At 40.9% G+C, this 18020-nt stretch carries 18 protein-coding genes and 1 pseudogene; 1 reads left to right on the forward strand and 18 read right to left on the reverse strand.

The genetic code is table 11. The features are described from left to right. Nucleotides 1-179 precede the first annotated feature (179 nt). Nucleotides 180-1598 (forward strand): glycoside hydrolase family 1 protein, encoded by a 1419-nt coding sequence (locus tag BN1356_RS07610; RefSeq protein ID WP_093650800.1) that lies wholly within the window; start codon nt 180-182, stop codon nt 1596-1598. A gap of 196 nt (nt 1599-1794) precedes the next feature. Here BN1356_RS07610 and nfsA read toward each other — a convergent pair whose 3' ends face one another. The 18 genes and pseudogenes from nfsA to BN1356_RS07700 all read right to left on the reverse strand — a co-directional run bounded on the left by nfsA (nt 1795) and on the right by BN1356_RS07700 (nt 17955). Beyond that, on the reverse strand, nt 1795-2535 hold the full coding sequence (nfsA, locus tag BN1356_RS07615) for an oxygen-insensitive NADPH nitroreductase (RefSeq protein WP_093650801.1): 741 nt from the start codon (nt 2533-2535) through the stop codon (nt 1795-1797). Between the two features lie 117 nt (nt 2536-2652). Then, nucleotides 2653-3378: a CBS domain-containing protein gene (locus tag BN1356_RS07620; RefSeq protein ID WP_093650802.1), complete on the reverse strand. Its 726-nt coding sequence runs from the start codon at nt 3376-3378 to the stop codon at nt 2653-2655. 204 nt (nt 3379-3582) lie between these two features. Then, complete coding sequence (locus BN1356_RS07625) at nt 3583-3858, reverse strand: HU family DNA-binding protein (protein WP_093650803.1); 276 nt, start codon at nt 3856-3858, stop codon at nt 3583-3585. 93 nt (nt 3859-3951) lie between these two features. Further along, a complete protein-coding gene (locus BN1356_RS07630; protein ID WP_093650804.1) occupies nt 3952-4545 on the reverse strand; it encodes a YpmS family protein in 594 nt (197 codons plus the stop codon). After that, a complete protein-coding gene (locus BN1356_RS07635) occupies nt 4517-5359 on the reverse strand; it encodes an SGNH/GDSL hydrolase family protein (protein WP_093650805.1) in 843 nt (280 codons plus the stop codon). The genes BN1356_RS07630 and BN1356_RS07635 overlap by 29 nt, the downstream gene beginning before the upstream one ends. Beyond that, nucleotides 5352-6182, reverse strand: a complete 831-nt coding sequence (locus tag BN1356_RS07640) for a DegV family protein (RefSeq protein ID WP_093650806.1) — start codon at nt 6180-6182, stop codon at nt 5352-5354. The genes BN1356_RS07635 and BN1356_RS07640 overlap by 8 nt, the downstream gene beginning before the upstream one ends. Before the next feature lie 87 nt (nt 6183-6269). Further along, nucleotides 6270-6920 (reverse strand): HD domain-containing protein, encoded by a 651-nt coding sequence (locus BN1356_RS07645; protein WP_093650807.1) that lies wholly within the window; start codon nt 6918-6920, stop codon nt 6270-6272. 37 nt (nt 6921-6957) lie between these two features. Then, a complete protein-coding gene (gene recN / locus BN1356_RS07650) occupies nt 6958-8616 on the reverse strand; it encodes a DNA repair protein RecN (RefSeq protein WP_093650808.1) in 1659 nt (552 codons plus the stop codon). Between the two features lie 3 nt (nt 8617-8619). Further along, on the reverse strand, nt 8620-9045 hold the full coding sequence (locus BN1356_RS07655) for an arginine repressor (protein WP_093650809.1): 426 nt from the start codon (nt 9043-9045) through the stop codon (nt 8620-8622). Further along, the gene (locus tag BN1356_RS07660) at nt 9038-9859 is read right to left on the reverse strand and encodes a TlyA family RNA methyltransferase (RefSeq protein ID WP_093650810.1); all 822 of its coding nucleotides are present in this window, start codon (nt 9857-9859) and stop codon (nt 9038-9040) included. The genes BN1356_RS07655 and BN1356_RS07660 overlap by 8 nt, the downstream gene beginning before the upstream one ends. Then, nucleotides 9852-10718 (reverse strand): polyprenyl synthetase family protein, encoded by an 867-nt coding sequence (locus tag BN1356_RS07665; RefSeq protein WP_093650811.1) that lies wholly within the window; start codon nt 10716-10718, stop codon nt 9852-9854. Before BN1356_RS07665 ends, BN1356_RS07660 begins: the two co-directional genes overlap by 8 nt. Continuing rightward, nucleotides 10718-10936: an exodeoxyribonuclease VII small subunit gene (locus tag BN1356_RS07670; RefSeq protein ID WP_093650812.1), complete on the reverse strand. Its 219-nt coding sequence runs from the start codon at nt 10934-10936 to the stop codon at nt 10718-10720. The genes BN1356_RS07665 and BN1356_RS07670 overlap by 1 nt, the downstream gene beginning before the upstream one ends. Then, complete coding sequence (gene xseA / locus BN1356_RS07675) at nt 10911-12254, reverse strand: exodeoxyribonuclease VII large subunit (RefSeq protein ID WP_093650813.1); 1344 nt, start codon at nt 12252-12254, stop codon at nt 10911-10913. The genes BN1356_RS07670 and xseA overlap by 26 nt, the downstream gene beginning before the upstream one ends. A 214-nt stretch (nt 12255-12468) precedes the next feature. Continuing rightward, nucleotides 12469-13356: a VOC family protein gene (locus BN1356_RS07680; protein WP_093650814.1), complete on the reverse strand. Its 888-nt coding sequence runs from the start codon at nt 13354-13356 to the stop codon at nt 12469-12471. A gap of 188 nt (nt 13357-13544) precedes the next feature. Beyond that, on the reverse strand, nt 13545-14204 hold the full coding sequence (pgmB, locus tag BN1356_RS07685) for a beta-phosphoglucomutase (RefSeq protein ID WP_093650815.1): 660 nt from the start codon (nt 14202-14204) through the stop codon (nt 13545-13547). Next, nucleotides 14197-16194, reverse strand: a pseudogene (locus tag BN1356_RS07690) (glycoside hydrolase family 65 protein). Before BN1356_RS07690 ends, pgmB begins: the two are co-directional and overlap by 8 nt. Nucleotides 16195-16202: 8 nt before the next feature. After that, a complete protein-coding gene (locus BN1356_RS07695) occupies nt 16203-17054 on the reverse strand; it encodes a carbohydrate ABC transporter permease (RefSeq protein ID WP_093650986.1) in 852 nt (283 codons plus the stop codon). Next, nucleotides 17035-17955, reverse strand: coding sequence for a carbohydrate ABC transporter permease (locus BN1356_RS07700; protein ID WP_093650816.1), 921 nt, complete (start codon nt 17953-17955; stop codon nt 17035-17037). The genes BN1356_RS07695 and BN1356_RS07700 overlap by 20 nt, the downstream gene beginning before the upstream one ends. Nucleotides 17956-18020: the final 65 nt, after the last annotated feature.

Below are 18020 nucleotides of genomic sequence, written 5' to 3' on the forward strand. Positions count from 1 at the left end.
TTTTTTTATTTGTTCTTTCATTTTATAAAATTATGAAAACACTTACAAGAAAAAAGAGAAAAGTTCAGACTAAAAGCAAAGTATTCCAGAGGATAGTATCAAGAGAGCAGTTTATAGCATTAGTTTTTCCATCTATCCAAAAGTATACTATATAGTAAGAAAACAAAAAGGAGAATCTCATGCTTCATAAAAACTTAAAACCATTTCCAGATGATTTTTTCTGGGGAGCTTCCTCATCTGCTTATCAAGTAGAAGGTGCAGCCCTCATTGACGGAAAAGGACCGTCTTGTCAGGATGTTAAAGAAATTCCAGAAGGGACTTCGGATCTTTCTGTTTCGGTCGACCATTACCATCGTTACAAGGAAGATATCGCCCTCATGGCAGAAATGGGCTTTAAGTCTTACCGCTTCTCTATTTCATGGACACGGATTTTACCGGAAGGAACAGGCAAAGTCAACGCTCAAGGAATCGAATTCTATAACAATCTCATTGACGAGTGTTTAAAATACGATATTGAGCCAATCGTGACTATGTTCCACTTTGATATGCCTGCTGCCTTGGATGAACGTGGTTCTTGGTCTAAACGTGAGTCCATTGATTGGTTCGCGGAATTTGCCACTGTTCTCTTTGAAAACTTTGGTGACCGTGTCAAGTATTGGTTGACCATCAATGAACAAAACATGCTGACCTTGGTCGGTCCAGTTATCGGAACTTTGCATATCCCAGAAGGAACGACAAATAAAACCAAAGAAATTTACCAGCAAAACCATCACCAATTGGTGGCTCAGGCTAAGGCCATGCAAATTTGTCATCAAATGTTGCCCCAAGCCAAGATTGGCCCAGCGCCAAACATTGCTCTTGTTTACGCTGCTTCTTCAAAACCAGAAGATGTGATCGCATCCCAGAACTTTAATGTCATCCGTAACTGGCTTTACTTGGATGCTGCAGTCTATGGAGTATACAACAACCTCGTTTGGTCTTATTTGGAAGAAAATGATGCGACTCCGCATGTGACCAAAGAAGATTTGACCATCATGAAAGCTGCTAAACCAGACTTCCTAGGAATTAACTATTATAATACAGCAACGGTTGAAGCCGTCAGTGAATCTGATGTCGACGGGGTGACCGGTGACCAACAATCTCGTCGCACCATCCCAGGTATAGCCAAAGCTGTACTCAATCCAAATCTTGTTACAACTGAGTTCGGATGGGAAATTGATCCCCTTGGCTTCCGTTCTACTCTCCGTGAAATTTACAGCCGCTATCGCCTACCGATTCTCATCACAGAAAACGGCTTAGGTGCCTACGATACACTGACGGAAGATGGAAAAATTCATGACCCATACCGCATCGACTACCTCCGTCACCACATCGAGCAAATTCATTTGGCTATCACAGATGGTGTTGAGATGATGGGTTACAATCCATGGTCAGCCATCGATTTGATTTCAACCCATGAAGGAATCAAAAAACGCTACGGCTTCATTTATGTAGATCGTGATGATTTTGACCTCAAGACCCTCAACCGCTACCGCAAGGACTCCTTCTTCTGGTATCAAAAGGTCATCGCAACAAAGGGACAAGATTTAACTAATTAAAATTCTATAAAAGTAAAAAGGCTCAGAATCAGCACGGCTTTAAATTGCTGGTTCTGAACCTTTTATACCTTATTTTAAAAAATAAGCTGAAGATTGAGCTCTTTTAATCTCCTTGTTTAGAAAGTCAAAAAAATTCTGAAGCTAATCAACCAAGCAATCGTTACCTTATAAAATTTATGATAAGGAAAGTTTATTTCTATTTCTTAGCCAAGCCTTGCTTATTAAGAAAAGCTTTCATATGCTTACGAGGACGGCTGAGTAGGCTTTTAAAGGCAGTGGAGGACCAAGTGAGAGGCCCTTTACTGGAATCTCGCTTGAAATAATAATCTGCTGTCATTTCCTCGTACTCATTTGTTTTCTCTAACGTTTCCTTTGAATAACCATTATAATGATGAATACTGGTTCGTGGGAAACGAGGTTTCCTATCATTTATTTTTGCAGAATAACCAAGAACTAAACCATAGATGGGAAAGACATATTGAGGCAAATGCAGGAGCTCTGCAATAGCCTCAATACCATCCCTTACACCACCAATATAACAAGCCCCCATGCCCAAAGATTCTGCTGCAATAACCAAATTTTGAGCAGCCAAACTAGCATCTATAGCTCCAACCATAAGAGCATCAATTCCTTCAAGGGTCCCACTGATATCAATTTTTTGATGAGCAGCTAAATCGGCATGGCGCCTAAAATCTCCACAAAAAATGAAGAAATGACCTGCCTCTAGGATGAAAGACTGTAATTTTCCTTTTTCAACAATTTTCTCAAGAAGGTCTTCATCATCTATGCTGATAATAGAATAGGCCTGAAGAAAGCTAGCAGTTGAAGCTGATTGAGCAGCCTCGACCAAGGTTTCCACTTCTTTTTTATTTAATTTTTGAGGTTTGAAATTGCGAACGGATACATGCTTTTTTAATAATTGGATGGTTGGGTTCATTGTTACTCCTTTAAATATAGAGGGCCTAATACTTTCATTTTACCACATAAAATACTTACTTGCTGAGACCATTTTACCGTTTAAAAAGTCACCTGAAAAACAGATGACCACTGAGTATCATTGCAAATCTTTGATCATCTGACCAAGATCCGATTTGGTGATAATACCGGCAATATCAGCAGCTGATTGGATGCTTAAATTTTTCCGGTGGCAAACAATAGCGACACGGACTTTTGTACCTGTAAAATGATGAAGGGTTTGATGCAAAGTAGTTTCCTTGAAAAGACTGATCACTGCATCGCCATTTTCCTCAAAAGGAATAACTTCTGCTATCTTTACCCTATGCAAATCTTCTGAAGAAAAGGTTCCCTTTTGACTGAGAGTTGCTAGCCAATTTGCAATACCACTATTAGAAATAATACCCACATAACCCTTGTTATCAAAAACTGGAAACTGAGAAAAATGCTTTTGGTGAATCACCTTGAGAACATCCATTAAGGAGTCAGTCACTTTAAAGGAAAAGATTTTTTCACGCTGACCCTCTGCGAGAAAATCAGCAAGAGATTTTGGATGCTGATAATCATGTGTAACTTTTTTGAGAATATTGATAATTTGCTGGGAAGGAGTAGCTACCACCGGTAGATTCGTTTTGGTTTCATGAGCAAGCAGATTCCTTAGACGCCTAGCAATATCCAATATTTCCCAATTTGCCTTAACAGGATTGCTCTCCAAAGCATTCTTCTCCCGATCCAAGAGATCATAAATCGTTTCAGTACTATCATACTTATTTTGAAGCGTCTGCTCCAAATCATTAAAGATTTTCAAGAACTCAGTTTGACTCATCCTATCACACACTCTCTAAAAGATTTGCCTATATTATAGCACAATTTGGATATAGATTTTTTAAATTAATTAAAGTATGGGGAATTTGTTTACTCTTACTAGTAGGATGTTAATTCCCAAAGCCTATCTTATCCTTCCTCAGCCAAATAACTTAGACATACAAAAAACTACTGGCGAACCAGTAGTTTTTTCATCACAATGTGATTATTTAACAGCGTCTTTAAGAGCTTTACCTGCTTTAAATGCTGGAACTTTTGAAGCTGCGATTGTGATTTCTTCACCTGATTGTGGGTTACGACCTTTACGAGCTGCACGTTCGCGAACTTCGAAGTTACCGAAACCGATCAATTGAACTTTTTCACCTGCTGCAAGGTAGTCAGCTACTGCTGCAAATACAGCATCTACTGCTGCTGCTGAGTCCTTTTTAGTCAATGAAGTTGCTTCTGCAACTTTTGCGATCAAATCTTGTTTATTAGCCATTTTGCTAAATCCTCCAAAAATTTTCTGAGTTATTACTCACTCTCTTATCTTACCTAAAAATCTTGATTTGGTCAAGTTATTTACATACTAAGCCTAGTTTTTTCGATAGATATCAAAGATAATTTGATCATTATAGAGATCTAAAGTGTTGGCCTTTACATAGATCCCCAAATTATTACTAATGTTTTGGGTTTGAATGTGAATACTAGAATTAGCTACATCAACGGAAATAAAATCAGGCAAGGAATAATTCTTTTTGATGTAGGTCAAAATTTCAGCCCTTGGTAAAGCTAAGGTTCCTGCAGAAATCTCTGAGACCGTAAGCAAGACACTTCCATCTGCTAGCTTACTCGGTTGAAAGTAGATATACAGTGGAATTTTTTGTCCTAAAATCAAATATTGACCCTCGAATAAAACCAATTGGTTGCTGGCGTAGAGCTTGTAAGAAAAATCCATGCGTTGATAATCTTTTAGATAGGTAGCCACCGTATCGTTGAGCTGATCACGAGTAGTTATAAAGGTCCCAATCTTGGTCTCACCTTCCTTTTTAATCACAATTTGGCTGGTATCTTCTCGAAAGGTCGTTATCCGATTCAGTAAAATCATACCGAAACCCAAAACGGCCGCTAACAAGAGCAAGAAGAGCCACTTCCATATATTAATTTTTCCAGTTGTCTTTTGTTTCACGAATTTTCTCCAAGACTGCTCGTTTCATGATTTCATAGCCCGTATTATTGGGATGAAAATTGTCTTCCTGATAGAGGGCATTATTAATAATTTTTGTTTCATCACCTATTACTTGTATGATCCCTTTTTCACCATCAATGCCTTGATAAAGCAAATCATTGATCGGTACAAAATAAACATTATGCAAGTCGGCAATGGTATTTTCAGTTGTCTGATTCCAATTGTCCACGATAATCTGCATATCTGTCATTTCAGGAAAATTCAAATAGAATGGATTGTAAATTCCCAGTACATAGATTGGTAGGTCAGGATTTTTTTTGCGGGCCAACTTAATAATCTCAAGCAATCGTTTACTGTAATCTTTCGATGGTTTCTTAAAAGTTGAAATCTTTAAGTTGGTAATATTATCTAAAATAACTTTACGCAAGTCATTGCCACCTACTGTTAGAGTCATTAAGTCTGCTTTCTCCAAAGCATCGCTGATTTCTGATGTCTCCTTCATTCGCTTAAGAATCTGATTGCTGGTATTCCCTGCAACCCCGAAATTCTGAGCTTCAACAAGAACACCCTCGTCGTTCGTTAAACTTTGCGCCACAAGAGGAACAAAACCGCCTTGATTGGTCGCATCGCCAACCCCTTGGGTCAGCGAATCACCTAATGCAACGTAAAAGAACTGTTCGATTTTGTTTTTTTTGTAATCAGCTCTTGTCAAAATAGGTTTAGCTGGAACAACCAAAAGATGAAATAATAATAGAAAACCTAAGAGACTGATAAAAAAGAAGACCAGTCCCTGTAATAATTTTCGACTATTCATAACGCACCAAGATAGCCCATGCATCCTCACCAGTATGGGTTTGGATGATGGAACTGGTTTCTAAAACGGAGATAGGTGCAGGGACAAGTGGCTGCAATCTTTCTCGCATTTCTTGAGCATAATTGGCAGAGCCAGCAAAGGAAATTCCAATCTCTGCAACATTCTTACCTGCCAAATTGGCAATAAAATCATCAAACCATTTTTTAAAGGTTTTATTCCCACGACCTTTTGCGACTGGTTCAAGCAAGTGATTTTTCATGATCATGACAAGACGGATATTGAGGAGGGAACTAATAAGACCTGTCACACGACTAATACGACCACCCTTGACTAAATTTTCAAGAGTTGATACACCGATAAAGAGTTCCGTTTTCTCTTTCACTTCTTCAATAGCAGATAAGATTTCATCCTTAGTTGCTCCATCCTTGGCCATTCGAGCTGCTTGAAACACCTGGAATTTGGTCGCCTGATCAGTGAAACCTGAGTCCACAACTGTCACATCTGCACCTGACAAAATGGCACCTTGACGAGCTGCCTCAACAGTTCCAGATAGAGCGTGAGAAAGATGAATGGCAATAATCTGACTACCATCCTTCGCTAAGTCAGAAAATACCTCTGCAAAGAGACCAACTGGTGGTTGGCTTGTTTTGGGTAAGGCCTTACTAGCTCGCATCAATTCCAGAAATTGACCTTCTTTTATATCAAAATCAGAATAGACTACGCCATCAATCAAGGTGGTCAAAGGAACAATAGTAACCCCCAATTCCTCAGCCAAGTTCTTCTCCATAGTATTGGACGAATCTGTTACAATTTTAACTGTCATATCTTTTCCTACTTTACAATTGTTCTTCTTATTATATCAAAAAATGTAAAAAGCGGGCAATTTTATGGAAGAATATAGAAAGATTATCTAGCGTTTTGCATCCCACTCATCATAAAATTCTTGTAAGTAACGTTCTAAAAAATCATGGCGTCCTTGGGCCATTTCTTTTGCCGTCTTAGTATTCATTAGATCCTTGAGCTTTAAGAGTTTTTCGTAAAAATGAGCGATAGCCGAGCCTTGATTGGATCGGTATTCAGACAAGCTCATTTCTTGACGGATGGGCAGTTTGGGATCATGGATGATCCGGTTTTTATTGCCAGAATAGGCCATGGTCCGTGCAATCCCAATGGCTCCAAGAGCATCCAAACGATCCGCATCTTGAACAACCTGCCCCTCTAGAGACAGAACTAGATGATTTTGTGTACCCCCTTTATAGGACATCTGTTGAATGATGAGCATGACTTGCTCAACTTGGTCTCTAGACATACCTTTCTCAACCAATAATCGCCTCACTTCCCTTAAAGCAAGAACTTCATCCGCCACTAATTTGTCGTCTGCCAAATCATGAACCAGTGCTGCCACTTGGCAGATAAATGGATCTGCCCCTTCTGTCTTAGCCAATTTTTCAGCCATATTCCGAACACGGACAATATGCCACCAATCATGGCCAGATCCTTCACCAGACATTTTATGCTCCACATAAGTGGCTAGAGCATCTAAGATTTCTTGTTCTTTCATTCGTCCTTCCCCCATTTCAAAAAAAGCAAGCTCTCGCTTACTTCATTACTAATTCTCTTGCCTGACTTCTTGCCGCATCCGTCACGTGTTCACCAGCCAGCATTTTAGCGATTTCTTCCACGCGCTCATCCATCTCCAAAAGACGAACTTGAGAAACGGTCGATGCTTCATCGGAAATTTTCTCAATAAAGAACTGATTGTCCGCAATCGCAATTACCTGAGGGAGATGTGAAATCGCCAAAACCTGACCAAATTGACCAATCTTGTAGATTTTTTGAGCAATGGCCTGAGCCACACGGCCCGACACGCCCGTATCCACCTCATCGAAGACAATGGAGGTCTTTCCTTCCTTGCGAGCAAAAGCAGACTTGATTGCTAGCATAAGACGGGATAATTCCCCACCCGAGGCCACCTTAACCAACGGTTTAAAATCTTCGCCTGGGTTTGTCGAAATATAAAATTCAACTTGCTCATTGCCTTGTCGACTGAATTTTCCTTTCATAAACTCCACACGAAAACGAGCTTTTTCCATATAGAGATCTTGTAATTCCTGATGAATATGATTTTCTAAGATAATGGCTAAGTCATGTCTGGCCTGGCTAAGATTCTTAGCCTTATCAATCAAGTCTTTTTCCAAAACTTTGAGTTGACTTTCCATATCATTGCCTGATGCATTGGAGCCGGTCAGCAACTGGTATTCTTCCATAATTTTAGCAAAATAATCCCGAACATCATCTACCTGACCACCGTATTTGCGGGTGATAGAATAAATGAGGTCCAAACGATTTTCCACCTGCATGAGGCGATTCCCATCAAAGTCCAAATCCTCTAAGATATCCCCCAAACGCTTGCTGATATCTTCAATAACATAGTAAGACTCGGTCAACTGTTGAGAAATTTCCTTATAGGCCTTGTCAAATTCCTCCACAGACTGCATATCGTTCATAGCCGAGCGGAGATTACTTAAGCTTGAAAAATCTTCATTGTCCAACATGGTGTAGGCATTGGTTAAGGTATCGGCAATCTGCTTGTGATTCATGAGACGGTCACGCTCTTGTATCAATGCCAGATCCTCACCAGCCTGCAATTCAGCAGCTTCAATCTCGGAAATCTGGTATTCCAACATCTCGATGCGGGCTTTGTGCTCCAGTTCGTTCCTTTGCTTATCCAAAACTTGTTTACGCAGTGTCCGATAGGCATCGAAAACACCTTGGTAATCCTGTTTTAACTCAAGAAAATCAGCCTGTCCAAAACTATCTAAGAGACCGATATGATGGGCCACCTTCATCAATTCTTCTTGATCATGTTGCCCATGAATATCCACCAAAAATTGACCGACTTCTTTCAAGACAGATAAATTAACCATCTGTCCATTGATACGACTGACTGAACGGCCATTGGATAAAATTTCCCGACGAATGATCAAGTCATCCGTCATCTCAATTCCTTGATCAAGCAAAAGTCGCTCTAATTTCGCATTTTTTTCCAGCGAAAAAAGACCTTCAATCTCAGCTTTAGGACTACCATGTCGAATAACATCAGTTGTCGCACGGCTCCCTAACATGAGATTCATGGCATCAATAATAATGGATTTCCCTGCGCCCGTTTCTCCAGTCAAGACAGTCATCCCTTTGTCAAAAGTCAGAGAAACTTCTTGGATAATGGCGAAATTTTTAATAGAAATTTCCAGTAACATTCTTTACCAGACCTTTATTGTTTGTTCGATTTGTGGGAGGTAACTTTCCTCTTTTACGATAATCAAAATGGAATCATCGTCTGTAATAATGCTAAACAAATGATCCTTAAAACGTTCTAAAATCTGACGTTTAACAACAGCTGTACTACCTGGAACTAAGTTTAAGTGTATCATCTTATCCATGGAAGCAATGTCGAGAACATTCTTAGCCTTCATTTTAGATGAACCAGTCTTTGGCAAGCCATAAATATAACCCTTGCCACTAGCTGGAACCTTGACAATCCCCAACTCCTTGATGTCACGTGAAACAGTTGCCTGAGTAGCGTTGATGCCGACTTCATGTAGTCGGAGGACCATCTCTTCTTGTGTGTCGATTGGGTAACGAACCACTAGATCTTTGATAACATTTAAGCGTTCTTTTTTATTCATCTTTTGTAAATTCTCCATGTGCTTTGGCCACGACTTCCCTTAGTTGACTTGCAGGGAGAGCTTGTGGCGACTGTGATTTTTCTAAATAAGCCAAAAATTCGATATTACCATGACCGCCCTGTATAGGCGAGAAATCCAGCCCCTTAATTGTAAATCCATAATTCACAGCAAAATCTGTTACTTTTTCTAAGACCATCTCATGGACAGCTGGGTCTCTGACGATACCATTCTTACCGACGGCCTCTCGTCCCGCTTCAAATTGCGGTTTGATAAGAGCTACGACCTGTCCACCATCCGCTAGAACCTTATGAAGAGCTGGCAAAATTAAGTTGAGGGAAATAAAACTCACATCAATTGAGGCAAAAGAAGGCAAACCTTCTGTGAAATCAGCTTCTTCTGCATAACGGAAATTATACTGCTCCATAGAACGAACCCGCTCGTCATTGCGTAATTTCCAAACCAGTTGATTGGTTCCGACATCTACTGCATAAACCAGTTTGGCCCCGCTCTGCAACATAACATCGGTAAATCCACCGGTTGAAGCACCAATATCAATGGTAATCAAGTCAGCAACTGAAATCCCAAAAACGTGCAGGGCTTTTTCTAATTTGAGTCCCCCTCGGCTGACATATTTGAGTTTTTCACCCTTTAGTTTGAGCTCAGTATCTTCATCAATTTTCTCGCCAGGCTTGTCATAGCGCTCACCATTGATAACCGAGACCACTAACCCTGCCATAACGCCACGTTTGGCTTGTTCTCTGGTTTCAAAAAGACCCTGTTTATAGGCTAAAACATCTACTCTTTCCTTAGGCATGAAGACGCAACCTTTCTAGCATATCATGGATCTTTTCGGGATGAAAAGCCAGGAATTCATGCAGTTCTTGAAAAATAGATTGGGTTTGATTCAGTGACTCATTCAGCAGTTGGTATGATTTTTCTAGGCCCAGCAAGCTAGGATAGGTTGCTTTTTCAGCCTGTAAATCTTTCTTGGGTGTCTTACCCAAGTCATCAAAACTAGCTGTAAGATCCAGAATGTCGTCACGCACCTGAAAAGCATGTCCAACTAAATCCCCAGCCTTAGTCAGCTGATGGATAACTTCCTGGCTCTGTTCGGTGATAATACCAGCCGCCATAAAAGGAAAGGCTAAGAGCCGACCCGTTTTATTCTCATGTATAGCAGACAGTTGAGTTATATCCAAGTGCTGACCCTCAGAGCGCATATCAAGCATTTGACCACCAACCATACCGAATGTTCCCGATGCCCTTGACAAGGCTTGAATCAAGCCAACTTTAACAGCATCTGGCAAATCAGCAGCCGCAAGCAAACCAAAGGGATCCAAGAATAGACTATCTCCAGACAGAATGGCTGTCGCTTCATCAAATTTTTTATGATTGGTCAAACGCCCACGACGGTAGTCATCATCATCCATAGCTGGCAAATCATCGTGTATCAGACTGCCCGTATGAATCATTTCGATTGCAGCCGCTACATCAAAATGGGCCTCCGTCAACTCCATACCAAAGCCTTCTAACAACTCCAACAAAAAGAGAGGACGAATACGTTTGCCACCAGCATCCACCGAATAGAGGATAGCTTGAAGCAAATCTTCTGATACAGGCTTTTGACTATAAAAACGACGGATTGCCGCATTGATTCCTAGTCGTTTATCCATTAGGCTTCCATTTCTATTTCTGTTCCGTCAGCCTGCATAACCTTGACCAGTGTTTTCTCTGCTTCCTGCAAGGTTTTTTGTAGGTTTTTTGACAACTTCATCCCTTTTTGAAACTCAGACAAAGCCTCTTCCAGGGCAACATCCCCCTGCTCCAACTTGGTTACGACTGCTTCCAATTCCGCTAAATTTTCTTCAAATGTTTTGGTCTCTTTGGACATCTTTTACCTCCACCACTACTTGTCCGTCTCTCATACGGACGGTCATCTCTTCTTTTTCATCAATTTGTGTAATGCTATCAATCACTCGACCACCCTGCTCCACCATGGCATAGCCACGCGCTACGATGCGACTGGTATCCAACATGGTCAGAGCCTCCATGAGCTTCTCTGCCTTGGCTACTTTCTGATCATAACTATTGGCCATATTGCTCTTTAAAAGGCGTTCCTGTTGGTTGATTTTTTCACCTAGGCTACGCAAACGCTCTTGCAGATCAACAGACTGCAAGCGCTGGCTCAAGAGACGTTCGGTGTTCAGATTTTCTCTATAAGTCTGACGCATAACTGTCTGAAGATGCGTTGTCAAGGTATCTAATTTCTGCAAGTACCCATCATAAAGGCGCTCTGGTTGCCTGAAAATGACTGATTTACTAGACTGATCCAAACGCTCCTGCCTCTGCCGAATTCCTCTCAGTGCTGCCTGATAAGCCCTATTTCCCCGTTCGCTAATCCAGGAAATGATATCTGCCTTGGTCACTGGCGTGGCCAGTTCAGCCGCAGCCGTCGGAGTCGCAACTCGCCTGTCTGCCACAAAGTCAGCCAAAGTCGTATCGGTTTCATGGCCCACACTAGAAATAATGGGAATCTGTGATTCAAAGATAGCACGGACCACGATTTCCTCATTGAAGGCCCAGAGGTCCTCTATGGAACCGCCACCGCGTCCAACAATCAGAAGATCTAAATCATCTCGCAAATTCGCCGCCTGGATATTGGCAACCACTTCTTGAGCCGCCCCATCTCCTTGCACCTTGGTTGGATAGAGGACAATTTCCACACCCGGAAACCGCCGGGAAACGGTGGTAATAATATCCTTGATGACCGCCCCACTTGGACTGGTCAAAACCCCAATTTTTTGGACGAACTGAGGCAGAGCTTGTTTCCACTCTGGATTAAAAAGTCCCTCCTTGGAGAGAGCACTCTTCAACTGCTCGAACTTAATGGCCAATGCACCAATCCCATCTGGCTGAGCACTTTCGATGACAATGGAGTAAGAACCGCTCGGCTCATAGAGCTGAACACGACCGATGACATTGATTTTCATGCCCTCTTCCAGATCAAAACCTAACTTCTTGTATACACCGCCCCAAACGGTAGCTTGGATGACAGCATTTTCATCCTTGAGTGAAAAATATTGATGGCTCGGACGCCTCCGAAAATTGGACACTTCTCCCGTTAGGTAAACCCGCTCCAGATAAGGATCACGGTCAAATTTCAATTTTAAATACTTGGTCAAACTGCTGACCGATAAATAATCTGCCATAGCATCCTTTTCTACTTTGTATCTCTATACAATTCCATACAATTATACCATTTTTTGCATAAAATAGGCTAATGGAAAGCTAATTTATTCACTTCCTATAAACAAAAGCACCAGTCATTTCTGACTGGTGCTTTTGTGGAGATTATGAAAAATATTTAGGATTGATATTAGTATAACCTGATTAAGGTTATCTAACATCGGTCTCAAGTCTGATTTATCCTTTCTTTTTCACTAATTCTTTGATTTCATCGTAGTTTAAACGCTTCATGGTTAAAATGGCATCATGGACCGGCTTCATTTCTTCTTTTGAAAGGATCTGGTAGGCATCCATGAGAGGACGAGGAACAATCTGCCAGGAGATACCAAACTCATCCTTGACCCAGCCACACTGCTCTGACTCTGGAACATGGGAGAGTTGCTGATAGAGCCTTTGCGTTTCTTCTTGACTATCCGTATAAACCATCAAGGAAAAAGCTTCATTAAAGGAATTCTCTCCTCCAAATCCATTTTCCATGACTACTAGCCTTTGCTGATTTAGCAGTAGTTCACCATAATTGATTTGAGCCTTAGCTTCTTGCTTTTCATTTTCCTGATAGTGGTTGACTGTCCCAATCTGACTATTTGGAAACAGAGCCTGAGCCTTTTCTAAGAATGACCGAACTTGTCCTACCTGTTCTTGTGAGAAAAGAAGACAGATTTCCAACTGCACAGCTCTGCTATTTTCCGGAGAATAAAAGAATTGCCAGGACAGACCAAATTGATCTTCGAGCCAAACATAATAGGAATTAAATGGGTATTCTCCCAAAGGCATCAAGACACGACCAGCTTCCGAAAGAGTTTCAAAAATCCGATCTAATTCATCCTTATTTTGAAAATGAACCATCAAGGAAGTAGATTCATTGAGTTTGAAGTAAGGACCCGCACTGATAGCCGCTAAGGTTAGATTTGCCAATTGAAATTGAACAAGAACAGCATCTCCCGATGGGGTGTCTGTTAAATCATGTGTCCAATCCATGTGACTGTCTGGAAAAGGACTAGTGTAGAGTTGAGCAGCTTCCAAAGCTTCCCTATCAAACCAGAGGTGTGGAATAATTGTTTGCATTTTCTCTCCTTTATTGTTTGCCTCAATTCAGTATACCATCGTAGGTAAACATCTGATTAAACAAACTCCCAAAACCAAAGGAAAACACCAGCTGGAGAACTGGCGTTTTCAGGAGATTATGAAAAATATTTAGGATTGATATTAGTTTAACCCGAATCGAGTTATGTCACATCGGTCTCAGGGCTGATTTATCTTTTTTTCCAAATATCTTCAAGATAGGCCAAGGTCAAGTGACTTGTATCTGCTACAAGATGGATATCCTCTCCCAAATCTTCAGCTTTTCCGACTCCTACAGGGAAAGCTCCTACTGACTTGATGGCCTCAATTCCAGCAAAGGCATCTTCGATTCCGATAGTGTCCGAGATGGCCACACCTACTTGGTCTGCAGCAGCTAAGAAGATATCTGGAGCAGGTTTTGAAGCTGCCACTTTTGCAGGATCTGCTACAGCATCAAAATAGTCCTCGATTTCCATTTGTTTCAACAAAAAGGGACCATTTTTTGAAGCTGATGCCAGAGCAATTTTTATCCCATTTTCTCTAAGGTCTTTCAGTAATTCTAAGATACCAGGATAAATATCAGAAGGACTGACCTTTTGAATCATCTCTACATAATTGCGATTTTTCCTGTCGGCCAATTCAGCAAATTCTTCTGGTGAAACTTTTCGATTATCCAAATCCAGAATTTTTTGCAGCGAGTCGTCTCGGGATACACCTTTTAATTGTTCATTAAATTTACGATCTACTCCCTGAATATCTAATTCTTGAGCCAATGCTTTCCAGGCAAGATAATGATATTCGGCTGTATCTGTAATAACTCCATCTAAGTCGAATAAAACGGCTTTAAACATGTCTGTCCTCCTGAGTGAGAGAAATGCATTGAATTTCTCCCTTAATCTTGACCTTAAAGGTCATTTTCTTGATTTGTTTTGGTAATTGATTAGCAAATGCGACTTGACCATTTTCAAAATGCAGACCAGCAAAGCCATAAATCAAACCGAGCCAACTACCTCCCATGTTGGCTGCATGGATACCGTGACTGGCATTTCCTTGCCCGTCAGCCATATCCATAATGGCGCTGTCAGAAAAGAAGGCATAAGCTTGTTCATCTCTGCCTAAACGACTGGCAAGAATACCATGGATAGCTTTGGAAAGACTGCTATCATGGGTTGTTAGGGGTTCATAATAATCAAAATCTCTTTGCGTCTGATCCAGTGAAACGGGATAGAGCATGTGAGCTAGCAGTGTATCTGCCTGCTTGAGAACTTGATGCTTGTAGATTTTGATAGGGTGATAATGTAAGAGAAGAGGATAGTTTTCTGCTGGCGTTGCCTCAAAATCCCAAACTTGCTTATCCAAAGAATGATCGTCCTGCTTGGTTAACCCTCTTTCGTCATCATAAGCTAAATACATGGATTGACTGGCTTTCTTCCAATCAGTTGCTTCTTGCTCATGTTAAGTAAAACGCTGCGCCAGTTCTGCCGCATAAGCCAGATTGTGCTGAGCCATTTTGTTGGTGTAGTAGTTATTGTTAACAAGGGCAGTGTATTCATCCGGTCCAGTCACTTCGTGAATTTCAAAACCTCTCTTTGAAAAGAATCCAAAACTCATCCAGAAACGAGCTGTTTCATAGATAACTTCACGCGCTTGAGCAATAAAATCAGAATCTCCAGTCACCTGCTCATAGAGAGAAAAGGCGTGAGCGATATCCGCATTAATATGGAACTGAGCTGTCCCAGCTGGATAGTAGGCTGATGTCTCATGTCCACTGATGCCCCGCCATGGGTAGAGGGCACCTTTAAAACTTAGTTCTTCTGCCCTTTCTTTTGCTAGAGGAAGCTTATTAAGACGGTAGGTCAGCAAGGATTTGGCAATTTCTGGCTGTGTGAAGGTAAAGAAGGGAAGAAGGTACATTTCCGTATCCCAGAAATAATGACCTTCATAGCCCTCGCCCGTCAGGCCCTTGGCTCCAAAATTGGTCAGGCCATCTCTACCAGCAGAATTAAACAGATGATAGAGATTAAGACGGATCCCCTTTTGCAACCGATCATCCCCTTCAATGACAATATCAGAAAGCTTCCAAAATTCTTCAAAGACAGAAACCTGGTGAGCTTTTAATTCCTCATAAGAGTGATGCGCAAAATCATTTTCTCTTGATAAACGATAAACTTGCTCAAAGGAAATCTCTTCCCCTTCTACCAATTCATGACTTTGATTGTATTCTGCAAAATCAAAATAAAGGGATTGCTGGCTATTTTTCGTACTCAATTTATTTCCATCAAAAAGTAAGTCGGCACTGGCCTCACGAATGCGAGGATCAAATTCTTCATCCGATTGAACAGCTATATGTTGGGCTCCTTTTTTGATCTGAACTTTTCCAGAAGAATTGAGCAGGATGATAGTCCATTTTTGGAGGTAGCTCGTACGGTCCTTGTGACTAGTAAAACTCTCAAGTTCTAGCTTGACCTGCTTACCTGACTCTGTTTCATAGATGAACTCTTCAGTCAAAATCCCTTGATAAAGATTCAACTGCCTTTTCTCCTCAACTAAGTTTATTACTTCTTCGCCATCCACACTGATCTCCATGCTTCGAAAATCGAAGAGTTTGACCATGGTTTCATGCTTTTTGGCATAACCATAAGCATTCTCGCCATAGATAATATCATGCGATTCATAAAAACCATTGACAAAAGATCCTGGAGTGGAGTCCTCAGCAGCAAGGGGCAAGCTGGCTCTGACCCCCATAAAACCATTGGCTTGGGCGAAAAGCGTTTCAATATTCCCAACTGACTGAGTGGATAAATCATCCAAAGTCAGTAAGAAATCCTCTTTTTTGTGCATAACTTCTCCTATTTCTCTCCGTCCATCCGCACTCCTTGTAGGAAGTAACGGTTAAAAATGATGTAAAGAATGATAATGGGAATGATGGTCAAAATGGAGGCCGCCATCACACGGTTCCACATTTGTCCTCCTTGGTCGGCCTTTTGCAACATCTGCAAACCGACGGTCAATGTAAACTTACTCTGAGTTTTCAAGTAAAGCATTGGGGATAAGAAATTGTTCCAAAAACCCATGAAAACAAAGACAGCCTGTGTGGCAATCGATGGCTTAGCAAGAGGCATAACGATACGGAAAAAAGTACCCGTTCTGCTTAGACCATCAATGCGGGCTGCTTCTTCCACATCCTTTGGAAAACTAAGGAAGAATTGACGCATCATGAAAATGTTACCAATATTAACTGCGGCTGGAAGAATCAGAGCCCAATAGGAATCCAGCAGACCAAGATTGTTAATAATAAGGTAATTAGGAATGAGAAGGACCTGAGTCGGTACCATCATCATAGCTAAGATTCCATAATAAATTTTTCCCCGTCCAGGATAGTGAAGTCGGGCTAAACTGTAGCCAGCCATTGTGTTGAGAAAAAGATTAATCGTCGTTCCAATGGTAGAAATGATAGCGGAATTTAAGAACCATTGAACGAACATAGAGCCTGATTCCGGACTAAAGAGGTAGTTATATTGTTCAGTCGTAAAATTCTCAGAAATAAGGGATAGACTTCCACTTGTAATCTCCGACAAAGGCTTGAAAGAGGCAGCCAAAGCCCACATGAAGGGATAGAAAGTAATGAAAGCATATACAATCAAAATGGTGTACAATAAAATTTTGAGCATGCGACTCTTATCAAGTGTTTTCAATACCATTTCCTCCATTTAATTTTTCTGCAATTCGTGTCACGATAAAGATGATGACGGCTAATAATATGGCTAGAACTGCTGCATAGCCCATTTGGTGATTTTGCCCAAAGGCATATTGGTAAATTAATAAGGAAACCGTCAAAGTTGAGTTTACTGGTCCACCCGTACCTCCCGAAAAGATGTAGGCTTGATCAAACATTTGGAAAGTACCGATAATCCCCGTTAAAACAACGTAGGTTGTGATCGGTCTTAAATAGGGAATAGTGATATAGCGTAGCTTTTCAAAAGCATTGGCACCATCAATTTCTGCTGCCTCATAGAGCGAATGAGGCAAATCTACTAAAGAAGCAAGGTAAATCGTCATGAAATACGGTACTGTTGACCAGATGTTCATGACCATAATGACTTTTAGGGTCCAGTTTGTATCATTGATAAAATTAATTGGACTATCAATAAAATGAAGCGACATCAGTAGCTGATTTATAGGACCATTTTGGTTGAAAATAAACATAAAAATGAGAGTCAGAGCCGCTGAACTAGTCAAGGTTGGCAAGAAGTAGATCAAACGGAAGAAACGTTTCCCCTTTACTTCTCGATTAGCCAATACATAAGCCATGATTAAGGCAATGACCGTTTGCGCTGGAACAACAACCAAAGCAAAGAATGCTGTATTTTGCAAAGCTCGAATCAACTGCTTGTCGGTCAATAAATTCCTGAAGTTTCTGAGATCATTCCATTCATAGGTTTGAGCTATCAGATTGACATTATTGAAGGTCAAATAGATAGCAAAAAGGATGGATAGGATAAAAAATATAAAGATAACTAATAAGGCCGGTGCCAAAAAACTATAGCCCTGAATCCACTCCTCTATTTGTCTCTTACTGGTTTTCGGTTTCGGTGCTGTCATATCATTCTCCAGATAAGTATTTTACAGATAAGAAAGGGCGGTGTCGCCACCACCCCTTGTCAGTC

Origin of the sequence: Streptococcus varani, from assembly GCF_001375655.1 — a bacterium.
Lineage (GTDB): Bacteria > Bacillota > Bacilli > Lactobacillales > Streptococcaceae > Streptococcus > Streptococcus varani.